General features: G+C 41.9%; 14 protein-coding genes. 7 read left to right on the forward strand and 7 right to left on the reverse strand.

What is annotated here, in order from left to right; translation table 11 throughout:
• Window positions 1–26 precede the first annotated feature (26 nt).
• From bioH to FW757_RS17850, 5 genes are all read left to right on the forward strand, one after another.
• Window positions 27–764 carry a pimeloyl-ACP methyl ester esterase BioH gene (bioH, locus tag FW757_RS17830; protein ID WP_182719091.1) on the forward strand — a complete coding sequence of 246 codons (738 nt, stop codon included), beginning with the start codon at window positions 27–29 and terminating at the stop codon, window positions 762–764.
• Between the two features lie 100 nt (window positions 765–864).
• A complete protein-coding gene (locus tag FW757_RS17835; protein WP_145242541.1) occupies window positions 865–1173 on the forward strand; it encodes a hypothetical protein in 309 nt (102 codons plus the stop codon).
• Between the two features lie 6 nt (window positions 1174–1179).
• Entirely contained in the window at window positions 1180–2058 is an 879-nt protein-coding gene (locus FW757_RS17840; RefSeq protein ID WP_182740427.1) for a putative metalloprotease CJM1_0395 family protein, read from the forward strand.
• A gap of 160 nt (window positions 2059–2218) precedes the next feature.
• Entirely contained in the window at window positions 2219–2947 is a 729-nt protein-coding gene (locus tag FW757_RS17845) for a hypothetical protein (protein ID WP_182719094.1), read from the forward strand.
• A gap of 68 nt (window positions 2948–3015) precedes the next feature.
• Window positions 3016–3801 (forward strand): outer membrane beta-barrel protein, encoded by a 786-nt coding sequence (locus FW757_RS17850; protein WP_182740428.1) that lies wholly within the window; start codon window positions 3016–3018, stop codon window positions 3799–3801.
• Window positions 3802–3865: 64 nt separating this feature from the next.
• Here the strand turns inward: FW757_RS17850 and FW757_RS17855 are convergent, their stop codons facing one another.
• The 4 genes from FW757_RS17855 to greB all read right to left on the reverse strand — a co-directional run bounded on the left by FW757_RS17855 (window position 3866) and on the right by greB (window position 7927).
• Window positions 3866–6199: a Tex family protein gene (locus FW757_RS17855; RefSeq protein WP_182794650.1), complete on the reverse strand. Its 2334-nt coding sequence runs from the start codon at window positions 6197–6199 to the stop codon at window positions 3866–3868.
• A 163-nt stretch (window positions 6200–6362) separates the two neighbouring features.
• A complete protein-coding gene (locus FW757_RS17860; RefSeq protein WP_145242533.1) occupies window positions 6363–6944 on the reverse strand; it encodes a CBS domain-containing protein in 582 nt (193 codons plus the stop codon).
• Between the two features lie 50 nt (window positions 6945–6994).
• Window positions 6995–7303: a hypothetical protein gene (locus FW757_RS17865; RefSeq protein ID WP_182794649.1), complete on the reverse strand. Its 309-nt coding sequence runs from the start codon at window positions 7301–7303 to the stop codon at window positions 6995–6997.
• Window positions 7304–7447: 144 nt separating this feature from the next.
• Complete coding sequence (greB, locus tag FW757_RS17870; RefSeq protein WP_182719096.1) at window positions 7448–7927, reverse strand: transcription elongation factor GreB; 480 nt, start codon at window positions 7925–7927, stop codon at window positions 7448–7450.
• A gap of 196 nt (window positions 7928–8123) precedes the next feature.
• On the opposite strand from greB, the gene ompR reads away from it, so the two are divergent.
• The gene (ompR, locus tag FW757_RS17875) at window positions 8124–8843 is read left to right on the forward strand and encodes an osmolarity response regulator transcription factor OmpR (protein ID WP_145242004.1); all 720 of its coding nucleotides are present in this window, start codon (window positions 8124–8126) and stop codon (window positions 8841–8843) included.
• Between the two features lie 5 nt (window positions 8844–8848).
• Window positions 8849–10153, forward strand: coding sequence for a two-component system sensor histidine kinase EnvZ (gene envZ, locus FW757_RS17880; RefSeq protein WP_182794648.1), 1305 nt, complete (start codon window positions 8849–8851; stop codon window positions 10151–10153).
• Here envZ and FW757_RS17885 read toward each other — a convergent pair.
• The 3 genes from FW757_RS17885 to FW757_RS17895 form a co-directional block, all read right to left on the reverse strand.
• Complete coding sequence (locus FW757_RS17885) at window positions 10140–11315, reverse strand: tryptophan 7-halogenase (protein ID WP_182762146.1); 1176 nt, start codon at window positions 11313–11315, stop codon at window positions 10140–10142. The genes envZ and FW757_RS17885 overlap by 14 nt on opposite strands.
• Window positions 11316–11319: 4 nt before the next feature.
• Window positions 11320–14328 carry a LodA/GoxA family CTQ-dependent oxidase gene (locus tag FW757_RS17890; protein WP_446441532.1) on the reverse strand — a complete coding sequence of 1003 codons (3009 nt, stop codon included), beginning with the start codon at window positions 14326–14328 and terminating at the stop codon, window positions 11320–11322.
• Window positions 14329–14832: 504 nt separating this feature from the next.
• A complete protein-coding gene (locus FW757_RS17895) occupies window positions 14833–16875 on the reverse strand; it encodes a glycoside hydrolase family 97 protein (RefSeq protein WP_182719099.1) in 2043 nt (680 codons plus the stop codon).
• Window positions 16876–16921: the final 46 nt, after the last annotated feature.

The raw sequence follows: 16921 nt of genomic DNA on the forward strand, positions 1-16921 counted from the left end.
CTAAGTTTGGAGCAAGGTTATAAAAAATGCAAAATGAGCTGGTGTTATTACATGGTTGGGGGATGAATCAAGGCGTATGGCAGTTGATCTTGCCGGAGCTTCAATTTATGCATAACGATACAGTACGCAGTGTTGATTTACCCGGTTACGGTAATAATCAAGCATCGCCAAAGCCGTATACTTTGCATGCCGCTGCATTACAATTAAGCAATCAATTACAGCCAAACACTACCTTAATGGGCTGGTCTTTAGGTGGTTTATTTGCTCTTTATATTGCAAAGCACTGGCCTGAAAAAGTCGCGAAAGTGATATTAGTTGCTGCAACTCCATTGTTTGCTGAAGGCGATGATTGGCCAGGAATTAAAGCAAATGTATTAGCTGCATTTAAAGAGCAGTTAGTCACTCATCGTGAGAAAACCATCGATCGCTTTTTGGCAATACAGGCGATGGGCAGTGAAAATGCCCGAGATGATATTAAACAACTTAAACAGTTACTCAATGAATTTCCGGCTCCACAAGAGTGCGCATTAACTGCTGGTTTGGATATTTTACAGCAAGATGATTTACGCGATGCTTTTGCCTGTTGTCCAGTGCCGATCCGTGCTGTATTTGGCCGTTTAGATGCATTGGTACCGTATCGCGCAGTAACCAAAATGAAAGTTTTAAAACACGATTTTGAGTATGAAGTGATCGATAAGGCGTCACACGCACCTTTTATATCCCATAAAAAAGAGTTTTTATCTGCCGTCAAATCAATGCTTTGAAAAGTAACTTTACGGTGGTTTGAAAAACTCTGCAGTAAAGCTTTATTTTGACTGTTTTATGAGCGATAATTAACCAATATATCATTGGTGGAGGTGTTATATGCCAATCGGATCTGTGTTTAATAACGGTGTTGAAGGTTTTAATCGTGCCAGTCAGGGTATAGAGAAAGCCAGCGCAGAAATAAATCGCGCCAGCATTGAGCAACAAGACGACGCCCAGCTTGCCCAACAGCGCCAGCTGCAAGCTGCTCGTCCGGAAGAAGCGGTAACCGCTCCTGTGTCACAACCACCACGTATTGATGAAGCCTTGGTCAATTTAAAGGTCGAAGAGTTTAATGCCAAAGCCAATACGCAATCAATTCAAACCGCAGACGAAGTGCTGGGGACTTTGATTGATATTCGTGTTTAATTTGCCATGAACATTGTCACGCCATTTCCAAATATTAATATAAACACCGCAAATGTTTATACGGAAACCGCTCGGCGTGACAACCAACTTCGGGAAGTTATCCCGCCACCTGCAGCTACAAAACCGACTAATGCTGAAAACAAAGCGCTTGGTGATAATGAAAAAACTAAACAACCCGGTACAACTGATACCGGCACTTATGATGCCAAGGGTAAACTTGCCGACGAAAAAGTAATTCAAGAGCGTCAGCAGGGAGATGCAGAGCAAAACCCAGAGCAAAATGAACAGCAACAACAAGATACAGAGAAAGAAGCAAAGCAAAAAGAGCAAGTAGCTCAGCAAGAGCAACAAGACGCTGAGCAAATTAAAGAGTTAAAAGCGCGTGATATTGAAGTACGTATTCATGAGCAAGCTCACTCATCAGTTGGTGGTCAACACGCAGGTTCGCCAAGTTATGAGTACCAACGCGGACCTGATGGTACCAATTACGCTGTTGGTGGCGAAGTACAAATTGACGTTGCTGAAATAGCAGGTGACCCGCGAGCTACAATAGAGAAAATGCAAACGGTACGTGCTGCAGCTTTAGCGCCGGCAGAGCCTTCTGGTGCTGATCGTTCGATTGCTGCTGATGCCACTCAAAAGCTCGCTGCAGCGCAAGCAGAGCTTAGTAATATAGACAGTGATGATGAAAGCAGTACGCAATCAGTATCGTTCAAAGTAGATAACGAATTAACAAAGGATGAGAAAGTTGCAGCTACTGCTGAATCAGAAACCGCAACGGCTAAGCGCGATATTGAAGTTGAGCAGCGTGCAGGTCGCATTGCGCAGTTTTATCAAGCCGCCACCTCGCCTTATGGACAGTCTGGCTTTTCTGCAACCATATAGTTGCTCTCTCGTAATATGTGTTTCCTCAATTTAAATCCAAATAAATCATTTTTTAAGTGTGGTTATTCACATTTATTTACCTAAAGATGTATGCACTTAATTGTGAAACATTACTGTAACTGCTATTTTCCCTACGATTTTTAGTATGGAAGACAATTAAATGAAATATGCAGTAATCGCAGGTGCTTTATCACTTTTTTCAATAACAGCGGTGGCGAATGAAACGGCTGGCTTAAGTTATGACTATGTCGAAGTTGGCTATGCAAAAATGGACGTAGATGGCTTGGATGAACTTAGCTTTGATGGCTATGCAGTTAAGCTTAGCAAGCAAGTAAGTAGTAATTGGTATCTAACCGGTTTATATGCAAGCACATCAGATGATCTGTCAAATAGTGTCTCTGAGGATTATCGTGATATCTTTCAAAACGGTGAGTATGTCGGAACGTCACAGTTATACACTGAAGGAAAGCTAGACGCTGAATTTACTAGATTAGAGCTCAGTGCGGGTTATATTCAACGTTTATCTGCAGTTACCAATTTAGATTACAGTATCAATCTAGGTAGACTGAAGTACAGCACTGACTTCATAAACCTCGTCGAAGAAAGGTTTAATGGCCAAGTATTCTCATCGTCAGAATCAGGTTACTCGGACTCAGATAGTGCTGATATCCTCTCTGCTAATGTGCAAGTTAGGCATTTAGTCACGGATAAATTTGAAGTCAACGCGGGACTTGGCTACGAGCGTTTACATGATGAAGAAAGTGACAATAACGTTGTTTTAAAAGCGGGTTTTAATTATACCTTGACTGAAAAAGCAATTTTAGGTGCTTCATACCGTTACGTTGATGAGTACGCAGACATTGCAGTGACGTTACGCTTTTACTTTTAATCTTGAAATAAAAAATTAAAATCGCCGCAAATAGATTTTGTGGCGACTTTAGTATGGAAGACAATTAAATGAAATATGCAGTATTAGCAGGGGCTTTATCACTTTTCTCAATCACCGCCGCAGCAAACCAAGCATCACTTTTAAGCTACGATTATGTTGAAGTTGGCTATACAAAAACTGACATTAAAAGCAATGATAAAACGGACCCTGACAGCCCAATGTATTCTGGCTACGATGGGTACGTTATTAATCTTAGCAAACAAATTTTTGAAAGTTGGTTCGTGACAGGCTCGTATTCTCAAAGTCGTGTTGACTATTCTAGCACTACTACATTTACATCATTTGCTCCTCTACCAGATGGCACTTATACATCTAATATGACAGATTCTTACTATGAAACAACGGATATGAGTTTAACTCGTTATAATGTTGGCTTTGGATACATTCAACATTTTTCAAGAGAAACTTCTGTTGACTATGCCCTGAAGTATGGGAAAAGTAAGGTTAAGACTGAGGAAACATTTGTACATAGACTTGAATCTGATGGTAATGTTTTTGATGTTTCAAAAACATACTATGAAGGTTCAGAAACAGCTGACTCCTTTGAAGTAACTGCACAAATTCGACATTTATTGAGCGAACAATTTGAAGTAAATGCAGGCGTTGGTTATGAACGTTTACATGGCGTAGGTGCTGGTTATGTACGTTTACATGATGCTGAAAGTGAAAATAACCTCCTGTTAAAAGCGGGTATAAATTACGCAGTCACTGAAAAAATAACGTTTGCTGCTTCCTACAGTTACACCGATGAATACGCTGACATCGCAGCAGCAGCATTTCGTTATTATTTTTAAATCGGATTTAAATAGCAGAATTGCAAACGCCACAAACTGAGTTTGTGGCGTTTTTGCTTAAGCGTTATTTTTTCACTTTTGCATTTGCGAAGGCGTCTGCAAATGCATTACCCATCATTGTATTACCGGTATCGCGTGTTGGTTTTGCAGCGCGAGGTTGCTGAGCATTGTTACGATTATTGGCTTGCGGCTTTTGACTGACTGATGGAGCAGGTTTATTGCTGGTATCAATGTCATCGTCTAAACGCATGGTAAAACTAATACGTTTACGGGCAGCGTCAACTTCCACTACTTTTACTTTTACAATATCACCTGCTTTAACTACTTCACGCGGATCAGAGATAAACTTATTAGTGATCGCTGAAATATGTACTAAACCATCTTGGTGCACACCCACATCAACAAAAGCACCAAAGTTAGCTACGTTTGAAACCACGCCTTCTAAAATCATCCCTGGCTTTAAGTCACTGATTTTTTCAACACCTGCTTTAAACTCTGCTGTTTTAAAATCAGGACGAGGGTCGCGTCCAGGTTTATCAAGTTCACTGATGATGTCGGTAACCGTTGGTAAGCCAAATTTATCATCAATGTAGTCATTGGCAACTAACTTATTCAGCAGCTCTGAGTTACCAATTAGGTTATTTACATCGAGACTATTTTGTTCACAAATGCGTTTAACGATAGGGTAAGCTTCCGGGTGAACTGATGATTTATCAAGTGGGTCGCTGCCATTACTAATTTTTAAGAAACCGGCGGCTTGTTCAAATGCTTTTGGCCCTAAACGCTCTACTTTCTTTAGCTCTGAGCGTTTAGTGAATGAACCGTTAGCATCGCGATAATTAACAATATTTTGCGCTAAGGTTTTATTTAACCCTGAAACACGCGCAAGCAATGGCACTGAGGCCATATTTAAATCTACACCTACCGAGTTCACACAATCTTCAACAACAGAAGTCAGAGTTTGCCCTAGTTGGCTTTGTGATACATCGTGCTGATATTGACCTACACCAATTGACTTAGGCTCCACTTTCACAAGTTCAGCCAGTGGATCTTGTAAGCGACGCGCAATTGAAACCGCACCACGTAACGACACATCTAAATCAGGAAACTCATTAGCAGCAAATTCTGATGCTGAATACACCGATGCGCCAGCTTCACTGACCATAATTTTATTGAGTTTTAGCTCGCTATTTGCTTTGATTAATTCAGCAACCAGTTTGTCTGATTCGCGTGAAGCGGTGCCGTTACCAATAGCGATTAGTTCGACTTTATGTTGGCGGCATAACTGCTCTAGCGTTCGTACTGACTTATCCCAATGATTTTGTGGTGCATGTGGGAAGATAGTTTGTGTGGCTAATAACTTACCAGTGCTATCAACAACGGCAATTTTACAGCCAGTGCGCAGACCAGGATCTAGGCCCAATGTTATGCGAGGCCCAGCAGGGGCAGCCATAAGTAAGTCTTTTAAGTTTTTAGCGAACACATCGATAGCGCCTGTTTCGGCTTTTTCACGCATGGCTGCTAAAAATTCGTTTTCTAAATGTAAGCCTAGCTTAATTTTCCAGGCCCACTGCACGACAGTGAGTAACCAAGGGCTGGCTACTTGGTTGTTAATATCAAGGCGGTAATGATCGGCAATCATCACGGCACACATATGGGCCGGGTTTTCTGAACTTGGCTCAGGGTTGATTGTTAACTGTAGAATACCCTCGTTGCGCGCGCGCAACATAGCTAAAGCGCGGTGCGAAGGCACTTTTTTAAGCGCTTCTTGATGCTCAAAATAATCGCGGTATTTAGCGCCAGCTTGTTCTTGGCCTTTGATTAAGCTTGCTTCGATTTGACCGTGCTGACTGATGTGACTACGAAATTTGGCGAGCAGCTTGGCATCTTCAGCAAAGCGTTCCATTAAAATAAATTTAGCGCCATCCAGAACTGCTTTTTCATCAGCAAAGCCGGCTTCTGCATTTAGGTAGCCAGCGGCTTGTTGCTCAGGATCTAAAGAAGCATCATTAAATAAAGCATTCGCTAACGGCTCAAGACCAGCTTCAATAGCAATTTGCCCCTTAGTGCGGCGCTTAGCTTTGTAAGGTAAATATAAATCTTCAAGTTCAGTCTTGCTGTCCGCATTATTAATATCGGCAGCTAAGCTGGTGGTGAGTTTATCTTGCGCTTTAATCGTCGAAAGAATGAAGGCTCTACGTTCTTCCAGCTCTCTTAAATACGATAAACGCTGCTCTAACAATCGTAATTGGGTATCGTCTAAACCACCCGTTACTTCTTTACGATAGCGGGCAATAAAAGGCACTGTTGAACCTTCATCGAGTAATTTTGTAGCAGCTATAACTTGTTGCTCTTGAGCATTCAGCTCAGTGGCTAAACGTGCAGAGATATTGCTCATGCAAAAACCTTATTAAACAATTTGAAGACCAGAACGATAGTTTTGGCGTAATTAATTGCTTGAATAATATCACAGCAGGGCTTAATAAAAAGGCCTTAAAGTATGCTATTTATATACTTTAAGGCCTTTTAAAGAGGTGGTTCAATTAAACATGTATCAGTGCTTAATGAGGGTGTTCAATATGTTGCATTACTTCACTAAAACTGTGCGCGATAGGGGTGATATGTAACGGAATTTGTAATGTTTTAGCAATTTCTCGAGCTGAAATTAAACCACAAATTTCATTATGTGCGGTAGTAACCAGTAAAAACATAATACCGTTTTGTTCCATTGTTTGTAGTGCATCACCAATACAAGCATAGCTTAAGCTTTGCATACTTACGCCAGTTAAGTGGCTAAGTGGTGTCATTACATGAAGTAAGTTAACTTCGTTGCGAGGTACATTTAAGCGCTGTGCTAAAATCATAATTTTTGAGCTTTGTAGATCCGCACTAGATGCTATACCAAGTAATTTTTCTTTGTCATCTACTACTAAAATAAAGTCTGTATGTTGGCTAGTGATCTGTTTTAATGCATCAACAATGCTGGTTTCAAAATGAGCACGTAGCGGGTCTTTTTGAGTAAAATTATTGACCATTTTCAAAGCCGGAGACGTTAAATCAATTAACGGCTGAGTGTCACGGTAAGTGTGAGATAAAACGCCTTTAGAAATGTCTTGAGTACGAAGTTCTTTAAAGTTAGCCATAGTAATCACCAATTATGTTATTAAATTTAATCAAGTTTTTAAGCGATAAATTAAATAAAATAAGCCGGTGGTCCACGCTGATACGCATAGCTAAAAGGTTGTACGAAAGTGGTACTCACATAAAGTGATAAAATGTTTTCAGGGAGTGGTTGAAGCACCCTGATAGAGATCCCGTCAACGTGTGTGTCTAAGTCAACGTCAAGATTAGCTTGGTCAGGAATGTCACAAGCAACATAGTTTGCGGTTGGGGATAAATGGTCGTGGTCGTCAAGACCTTGAGCAATTACAGTCAAACTCACACTCATTAAGAGTGTAAATAACACGGCATTACTTACTATGCGATGTATTACGTTTGACATAACTACTACCTTCTAATATTCAACTCAAGCGCGAAATGCTTTACTTGAGTACTTTTATTTATAGTCTACAAATTCACTTTAGACAATCAATAATTAACCTTATCTGAATAATGAGAAGCGAGGATCTATCGTTTTACTGAGGATTTATGAAGCCCCAGAGTAACTGATACTGTTAACGTACCACTCTTTTTTGCCCTGCGGAGTTGTAACATAAAACTCATCATCCACTTGTTTTTTCAATAATGCGCGCGCCATCGGCGAATCAATCGAGATATAATCTTTGCGGTCATAAATCTCATCAGGGCCAACAATGCGAAACTTCAGCACTTCACCTTGTTCATTTTCTATTTCGACCCATGCACCAAAAAACACTTTACCAGCTTGCTGCGGCGAGTAATCAATTATTTTTAGATCTGGCATGCGTTTGCGTAAATACCGCACGCGACGATCTATTTGTCTTAACAAACGTTTATTGTACTGGTAATCAGCATTTTCTGAACGGTCACCAAGGCTAGCAGCCCAGCTCACTATTTTTGTGACTTCAGGGCGTTTAACATTCCATAAGTGGTCGTGTTCTTGTTGCAGCTGTAAATACCCTTCGCGGGTGATTAAATTAGTTTTCACGTTTAAATTATTACCTTGAGAAACACCTAGGCAAGGTATAAAAATCTTGTTGGCTTGTCGAGCTGATTTTTGTTCTCGCCAGCATTTTTGTGGGCTTGAAATGTTCAGTAACAATCTAGTGACCTAATTAGTTTTTTATTATCATGTTTTTCATTTATATTAATCATAACAGTACAGAAAAATAAGAATGAAAGTGATGGGACATGAAACCACAAAAGTATTAGTCGTTGATGATGATATGCGCTTACGCAGCTTGTTAGAGCGCTACTTGGTAGAACAAGGATTTATTGTGCGTACAGCTGCTAATTCAGAACAAATGGATCGGCTGTTAGAGCGTGAAAACTTTCACTTGATGGTACTTGATTTAATGTTACCCGGTGAAGATGGCTTATCTATCTGTCAGCGGTTACGCCAAAAAGAAAATGAAATTCCAATTGTCATGTTAACTGCCAAAGGTGATGAGGTTGATCGTATTATCGGTTTAGAGCTTGGTGCTGATGATTACATCCCGAAACCATTTAACCCGCGTGAATTATTAGCGCGTATTAAAGCCATTTTGCGTCGTCGTTCAAAAGAAGTGCCAGGTGCACCGTCAGCAGAAGAAAATCATATTTCGTTTGGTGAGTTTTCGCTTAATTTAGCCACCCGTGAAATGAGCCAAGGCGACAAAACCATGTCGTTGACCAGTGGTGAGTTTGCGGTATTGAAAGCGCTTGTTACACATCCACGAGAGCCGCTTAGTCGTGATAAGTTAATGAACTTAGCGCGTGGTCGAGATTACAGTGCATTAGAGCGTAGTATCGATGTACAAGTCTCACGTTTGCGTCGCATGATCGAAGTCGATGCCGCTAATCCACGTTATATTCAAACTGTATGGGGCTTAGGTTACGTATTTGTTCCAGATGGTGAAAAATAGCCATAATGAGTATGTTTCCCAAAAGTGCATTTGGACAAACGGTGTTTTTAGTTGCGGCACTATTGTTGATCAACCAAGTAGTGTCTTACATCACGGTTAGCCTTTACGTAGTTAAGCCTACTATTGAGCAAGTTAACCTTATTCTCGCAAAACAAATCAAAACTGTGTTTATAGACTGGGAAGATGGCGTTGAAATAAGTGATGAGGTGTCTGAAAAGTTTTTTGAAATAACCGGTATCGAAGTCATGACCCAGCGCCAAGCGATGAGCGAAGGTTTGGCGCAAACTCGTGAATATTCAATGTTGTCGCGTAGTATGTCAGAGCAACTAAATGGTTCAGCCCGAGTGCGTATTAGCCAAACAGATCCGCTTGTTTATTGGGTAGAAGCGCCGCAAGCACCGGGTTACTGGGTTAAAGTACCGCTAACTGGTTTTAAAGAAAATAATCTCGAATTTCTAACCTTTTATTTATCTAGTATCGGCTTTTTAAGTGTACTCGGTGGTTGGCTGTTCGCACGTCATTTGAATCGACCTTTAAAAGCGCTACAACAAGCGGCGGTAAAAGTAGGGGTTGGAGATTTTTCTACAAAATTAGAGGAACACGGCTCAACTGAAGTCATCGAAGTAACCCGCGCATTTAATCAAATGTCACGTGGTATAGCAGCGCTTGAGAACGATCGCCGTCTACTTATGGCTGGGGTGTCTCATGATTTACGTACGCCGCTGACGCGCATTCGCCTTGCTACCGAAATGATGTCGGATGAAGAAGATTATCTGCGTGAAGGGATCATCTACGATATTGAAGACATGAATGCCATTATTGATCAGTTTATTGAGTATTTGCGTCATCACAAACGTGAGGAGTTAGCGCTTGAAGATCTCAACGCGATAGTGTCAGAAGTGGTGCATTCAGAACAAAAACATCAACGCACTATCACTTTTAGCGAAAATCCTAGTATTAGTAGCATTCCTTTAAGTATGGTGGCAATCAAGCGAGTTATTACCAACATGATTGAAAATGCGATTCGTTATTCGGATGGTGATATTGATGTTGAAACTGCGCTAAGTCGTGATAAAAAATACGCTATGGTGATTGTAAAAGATCATGGCCCAGGTATTCCTGAAAGTGAACTTGAAACGGTATTTGAACCTTTTAAACAAGGCGATGCTGCGCGAGGCAGTGAAGGTAGTGGGTTAGGGCTTGCGATCATTAAGCGCATAGTTGATATGCATGGTGGTAAAGTAAAACTGGTTAATCGCCCTGAAGGCGGTTTAAATGCTGAGGTTTATTTACCAGTCAAAGTGAGTTAGCCGTATATACTTTTATACTACTCGGCTGCTGTCTGCGCTGCCAAAAAGGACTGTTTGACCAGCGTTGCTCTTGAGCGTAAAAATAGCGTTTGTGATCTAAATAACGATGCCAAATCTGTTCTATTTGTTGCTGGTATAGTTTTTTAAATTGTAGCTGGCTATCGTGTTCTATTTTATTGACTATCTCGAGTTTTTTCATCAGATCGGCAAGTTGCATGGCACTTGCCATCGCATTAAAAATTCCTTGTGATGAGATTGGGTCAAAGCTCAGTGCTGCATCACCTAAAGCGGCCCATTGTTGGCCTGCAAAACACTCTAAGCGAGTGGAGTTCGCGCTGACGATACCGTGCAGTGTTATTGGCTGTTGGCATACATCGAGAATCTTCGCTTGATTGGCATAACATTGCGCATGTTGAGTAAATAACTTTGTATCACGTTGTAAGCCTTTGGTCAGCAAATCCGGATCCGTTTGAAATGCTAAAACACGACGTTGGTTTGGTAATGGTGCACTGTACCACCAGCCGTTTTGCGTGGCACAAATGCTGCCTAGTTGATTTTCAATAGTATTAGCCACGGTTGCCCAGCAAGATATTAGACGGTCATGTTGTTTGCGAGCGGTGTATTTTTTTGCAAAATGAGCCTCTCGGCCAGTGGCATCAATTACGAATTGACTCGCAATGTTGATTGTTTGCTCTTGTTGTAACTGTGTTAGTGTTATTTGCCAGCGTTGCCCTTGGTATTCGCTGTGTGCTAATTTGGCAGGCCAAATACAGCGGACACCCCGTTGCAGCGCTTTTTCGCGTAAAAAGCTCTCAAATACTTGACGATCCAAGCGCCAACCCAAACCATCCGGGTTACTGAGATTATCAGTAACATAGGGTGTTGATTGGCCCCAACTTATTTGCAATCCTGCATTGTGTAAATGCTGTGGGGTAAGTACGTTGGCCATCAGTTGGTTTTCAAATTCAGTTAACAAATCTAACTGTTGTAAAATACGCCGTGCGGCAGGTGCTAAGCATTCACCAATTCGCTCTTCGGGCATCTCAGACTTATCAATCAAAGTAACTTGATATGAATCACATAAAGCAAGTGCGGCGATACAGCCTGCCACACCTGCACCAATGATCACAACATCCGTTTGTAATTCGGTCTCTTGCAGCATTGCTTTAGCGTCCTTTGTTGCGATGAAAACGGCTCGCTTTTTCGGTAACACCTAAGTTGGTTTGACTACGATGTGAAGCATGTTCAGCCGAGAGAGTCGCTTTTGTATGCTGTATCGCTTTACTCGCTAAGTTAACTTGTGCCTCATTTTGTGGATTGTTGGGCAATATACCAACCTGCATTGCGCTAGGAAATTGTGCATCGCCTATTACGCCGATATGCGGTTGTACAATCGCAAGTTCAGCAAAGTTGTCTATCATACTATTGATTTGGTTTGTATATGTGGCAGGATTACCGTGCAGAGGTAAATCATCAAGCCAATCAGTACGATAAGCAAAAGCCTGTTGACGAGTACTGTCAGGTAATGAGGTATCAAGCACTTGTTGATAGCGGAACTGATTCATTATTTGATTTGGCACTCGAGCAGGCCAAAATGTCGGTAAAAATGGATCGTACTCAGAGCTGTAGCCATCTCTACAGCTCGCGGTATCAGTTTGCCAAGGAATAGCCATCCAGCGTGTTATCCCGCCTGCTACTTGACCACCAAATAAAGGTCCTTGCGCGAGGGTATAAACGTCGCTATTCATCACAGGACCATAATAGTAACGGTCACTTTGTAAGTCCGCTTGGGCGTGTTTGAGTCGAAATGCCGACATATACATGCCTGCAGTTCGCATTGGCCAAGTCATTTCACAGCCCGGGTGAAATGCATCAGCAAGGCAAAACTCCATCGCGCCGCGAGTAAGTAGTTCTGGCTGCTCAGCAATTGGATAATCATCTAACGCGGTTACATTTGCATGTGCCGGACAAGCTGATTGAGGAGTGTAATCATTAATAAAATCACCTTTCACCCATTGCTCTAAAAAGCTCAACTGCAAATTTGATAGCGTTGCATGCTGGCGCACTGAGCCCGTGGGAGGAATGCTAATCGCGTCGCCATACAGCCAAGGCCATAGTTGTGGAGCTTGCGCACCGGGAACATCAAAACGACGAAAGTTATTAGACAGTGTACGGCGTAATTCCTGATAGGCAGGAGAGGGATCGCTAAGCTTTTCTAGCCATTCATTGGTGGTGTAATTAAACTGACCCCCCCAGCCAAATGCGCCAGCAAATCCGTCATTAACCCATTGTAAATCCGTCATTCGGTCAAATATGGGTTGAATGTCGTTACTAAAGGAAGGTCGCTGTGGTCTTGCCAGCATACCAGCATCTACAGCAACATCGCGCATTAAATCCCACATGGTGCGTACTGATTTTTGCATCGGTGCATAATCCGGTGGCGCGCAAATAACCCAAGCGGGTTCTACTCTTAGCGATATCCCCTGATATACAACCTCTGCTGTAATTGGGCCATCTGAGGTGTCATCATACCAGCCTTCATTATTTGCAAAGGTAATGGCTATATCGCCGTTTACGTTGCGTGACACGCCATGACCACCGAGCATGAGTAAGCGACCGTATTGATCACTGCGCATTTCTCCTAAATACACATCCTGATCCATAAATTGGCCAATAAACTCATGCTTAGATTTTACGTTTTTGCCGCTTATACTGTGTTTGCCCCCTTTGATTAACAGCTTGCTACGATCGGCTACATTGTTATTACGCAGTAACGATGGCGGCGCATCTGCAGCTTCTGGAATATCTAAAGCAATTTGAAATTCGTACCAGCAGGCTTTTTGATTTGCTAATTCAGCATGCCAAGTAATGTCTGCATTATCGAGGGTTAGTTCTTTTATCGCTTTACCAGCGGCATTAAAACCGTAAATTCTAAACTCAGCTGCTTGGCGCTTTAATGCACCTGTTTTATCTCGGTAACTGTATTCATCAGTATGAGCTATGGGCTGCGGTTGTTGCGGGCCAATAAAGTAGCCTTTTTTACTATTACCCACGCGCATTACACCAATAGGCGGATAAATACCGGCATAAACAATACACTCAGAGTCAGTATCTTGATCTTGCTGTGGCTTAAATTCACTTAACTGTTTAGGCTCTTGTAGCTGCTGACCGTTGGCTGTATGTCGGGCATGAGCACTGGCCGCATAGGCTGACTTTCGAGCCAATGCAATGCTACCTAGAGGCTCATGGGCGGCTAAAGTACGCCAAATATTAAACGCTAAGTTATTACCAAGCTCAGCTTGACCAATCGCGGTAATATTTTGTTGTGCTAAATGCAGCCGCGCAATACATACGTATGGGCTTTCTTCACAGCTCCATACGGCTTGTGCATCATCAAGTGGCATTGTTTTTGGGTTTGTTCTTAATTGTACTTCAAAGCGAAATGTTGCACTGCCTTGACGTAAACGTCGCTGCAAATCTAAAGCGAGGTAATTATTATCGATACTTGGTGCGCCAAGTTCACTGCCTTCAGGCACTAAGCGATATTTTACAATCTGTTGTTCGCCTAATTTGAACGGTAATATTGCCCAATAATTAGCGCTTAAACAGCTTGCTTCAACTTTTTGCATAGCCTGTAAAATATTGGCTGTTTGTATGTGTTTTGGATTATTTAAATAGGCATCATAGTTTTTATCGATCACGCCTGCAGTGGTGAATTGGCACATCTGTTGCGCATTTTTGGTGAAAAACCGATCCATATTTTGAAAAATAAAATCTGCGGTATCACCTTCGCCAATTAGCTTTGGCCCATCTACTCCAAAGAGCTTCACTGCCAATCCTAATGTGCTGTGTAAATCTGGTGATGATGGTAACGTATCACTTGAAAAGCGCACTGCACATTCGTATTCTTTGCCTGCAAAAATGCCAATTTTAAATTGTGGGTCTATATCTGGATTGATAATAAAGTGGCCGTAAGCGATGCCATGTTGCTTTCTAAATACAGCTCGTTGTGCTGGCTGTTGACCTTTTTCTATACGCGGCACTTGACCAAGGCCAACAAACATTTCAGTTAACCGCTGGCAGGCTAGTTCAACATCTTTGTCATTTGACCAACATGGCACATTGTTAGCAGTTGCTAGCGTTTTAATACTGAGATTTTTGGGTTTCTTAGCCATTATTATATTCCTTATAGTATTGAAGCGGCTCTAGAGGTATTAGCTCTAAAAGTCCTTTTAAGCAAGTTCACTATTATTGAGCTGACTGCCATTTAGTTGTTTATTAGTGCTGCGTAATTTTTCAAAATTATTAAATATATGCCTCACAGCCATGCTTGGTATTCCTACTGTTACTAATTAACTAACTTTTTAATCTGTAAAAGTAGAGCAATAATGGAAATAAAACTATTACACGGTATTTCACGTGCTATTTATAGGATGTGTTAGGTATTTTCAGGGGGTGATACAACAGCGCCATCAATATAAGCATAGTTGCTTTTGGTTGCAGTAATGATGATGCCAACAGTTTAATGAGGTCATGAACTGTAGCATTGAACAATTATTTTAAGGGCTAACTCATACGTTAACATTATGAATTGGAGGTTCTTTATTTGCCGATTGTTTATCAAAAAGAAGACGCGAGAGAAACTCGCGCCTCCTATTTTCACTATCGACTTCGCGCTATTATAAAGCTTTAAATCTAATTGCTGTGCCGCCGCTGGTGGCAAGTTTAAGCGTTAACTTATCAGCAGCTGTGACTATGCGCTTTTCGATTTTTAAATCGTATGGGTTGTTTTTCCACTGCGCATTATTACCATCACGATAAATTTGTGCCTCAAACTTTTTACCTTGCTCTAAGAAGTCGAGTTTTATCTCTATGCTGCGAGCTTGCTCATCGGTTACTGCTCCTAAAAACCAGTCGTTACCAGAGTAGTTATCACGCTTACGCTCTTTGCGAGCAAACACCACGTAATCGCCAACCTCACCCGCTAGTGCGATACTTTGTTGCCAATCTGTTGGTACGTCTTGAATAAATTTAAATGCGTCCGGTTTGGCTAAATAGTTACGCGGAAGATCAGCGGCCATTTGGATTGGACTATACATTACGACATATAACGCGAGTTGTTTCGCAAGTGTGGTTTGTGGACGATTTGTATCACCACCTAATCCATTAAAACTCATATCAAAAATGCCGGGTGTAAAGTCCATTGGCCCAGCTAACATACGGGTAAAGGCGAGCATTGGAATATGCTCTGGTGGATTTGGCGGTGTGCCCCATGCATTAAACTCTTGGCCGCGAGCACCTTCGCGGGCTATCCAGTTCGGATAAGTACGGCGCAGACCTGTGTCTTTTATCGGTTCATGGGTGTTAATACTGATTTTATGTTTTGCAGCCAGTTGCACGCTGTGTAGGTATTCATTAACCATAAATTGGCCATCGTGCCACTCATGGCGAGCAATGCCGTTTTCATCAATGCGTTTGATGTTGCCGCCATCTGCTACGTAACCTGTTTTTACTTGGCTAACGTTAGATTTTTCGTACAGTGCGTAGGCGTCTTCCATCTGGTTGCGGTAGTTGGTTACGTTGCCAGACGTTTCGTGGTGGCCAATCAGCTGTACGCCTTTTTCTTTGCCATAGCGAGTTAGCTCTGCAATATCAAAGTCAGGGTAAGGTTTGGTAAAACTAAAAACATCACCATTGAAGAACCAGTCGCCATCCCAGCCAATATTCCAGCCCTCGACAAGTACCCCATCAAAACCGTATTTAGCTGCAAAATCCATGTAGCGCTTGGTTTCTTTGGTGGTCGCACCGTGCTTTTCACCGCTGCCCCAAGTGTTCTCATTGATATGCATGCCCCACCAAATACCGACATATTTACCTGGTTTAACCCACGATACATCACCGAGTTTATTTGGTTCGTTGAGGTTTAAAATAATATCTGAGTTGATCAAATCAACGGCTTTGTCACCAATTTGAATTGTGCGCCACGGAGTATTAAATGCGCCATGTTTTTTAACCGCAACACCATCAGACCAAGGCGTTAAGTCGGCTTGTAAAGTCCCTGGGCGACGTTGATTGAGCACCATCCCTGCATAATCAACTAATGCAGCTTCGTGAATGCTCACATGGACGCCATCAGCGTTTTTAAAGGTAAATGGAGTATGCGCAAGAGCAGCTTGTTGCAGTGGAGTGGTGTTATAAACATATTCATAACGGTTCCAACCACGAGCTGGGATCCACCATGCGGTGGCTTTATCCGCACCACTAATTGCAAATTCGGTTAGCTCCTTAGTGATTTCAATATTTTCAAATCCAGCTTGTTTAGGTACTTCGTAACGAAAACCGACGCCATCATTAAAAGCTCGAAAACGAACCGTGTAAGTGCCGCCTTGTGGCGCTGGCTTTTTAAACGTAACCGCGAGCTCATTATGTTTATCTATAATAGTTTGGCGTTCACCCCAAGGTTGCTGCCATTGGCTGTTATGTTGGGAGTTGTTAACGTCGGTGATTGTAAAACCTTCAGCAAAGGCGGCTTGTTGTTTAAATTCGAAGCCAAGAGCTGAATTTTCAATAACATCTTTGCCGTTAAAGCTGATTTTATAACTTGGTGTAGCTTGCTGATCCGAAATGGTTATTGTTATATTTCCGTTCGGGGATTGAATCGTCGCGTCTTTAGCAAAACAAGCACTTGAAAGTCCAAGCAGAAGTAGCAAAGGTAATCGCATAGCTGTTCCTTGAGGTGTAACCTAATTGAAGCATTTAGCATAAAGC

Source organism: Pseudoalteromonas sp. 1181_04 (assembly GCF_052850545.1).